This is a genomic window from Stenotrophomonas sp. INTA L402-1, from assembly GCF_059295135.1.
Genome location: NZ_JCAFWP010000219.1, coordinates 1 through 549, shown reverse-complemented (window position 1 = coordinate 549; position 549 = coordinate 1). Strand labels below are relative to the sequence as shown.

Genomic DNA, 549 nt, shown 5'->3' with positions numbered 1-549 from the left:
CTCTGGACCAGGCCTTTCCGCTGCTGATGAAACAACTGAAATTAATGCTCACCAGTGGTGAACTGAATCCCCGCCATCAGCATACCGTGACACTGTATGCGAAGGGGCTGACCTGTGAAGCCGACACCCTCGGCTCCTGTGGTTACGTTTATCTGGCTGTTTATCCGACACCTGAAACGAAAAAGTAAACCACCAGAATAACCTTCTGCTCCGGCCTGGTGTTTTCACCACGCCACTGTCCCATTTTTTATCTCTGCATATCAGGAAAATCTTCAGTATGAAAACATTACCCGACACGCATGTACGGGAGGTATCGTGCTGCCCGTCTCCAGTCACCATCTGGCAGACACTGCTCACCCGGTTACTGGACCAGCATTCCCTGATTTCCTCATCGATATCGAATAAGCACTCGTCGCAGAATTCTTTATCGAGTGAGAGCCTCTGTTCAAGGACGCTTCTTTTTTTTGTTGCAACGTGCACATCCCTTCATCTTTCCGCGCCTTTGTGACCTCGTGATTTGGGGTACATGGAAAATGGGCGTAGCAAGCC

The 549-nt window shown here is 49.9% G+C and carries 1 protein-coding gene; it reads left to right on the top strand.

Going from position 1 to position 549, the window contains the following annotated elements:
- Positions 1–188: type IV toxin-antitoxin system YeeU family antitoxin (locus tag AC5O77_RS22450; RefSeq protein ID WP_176204426.1), on the top strand; the 188-nt coding region annotated here is incomplete at its 5' end.
- Between the last annotated feature and the right edge of the window lie 361 nt (positions 189–549).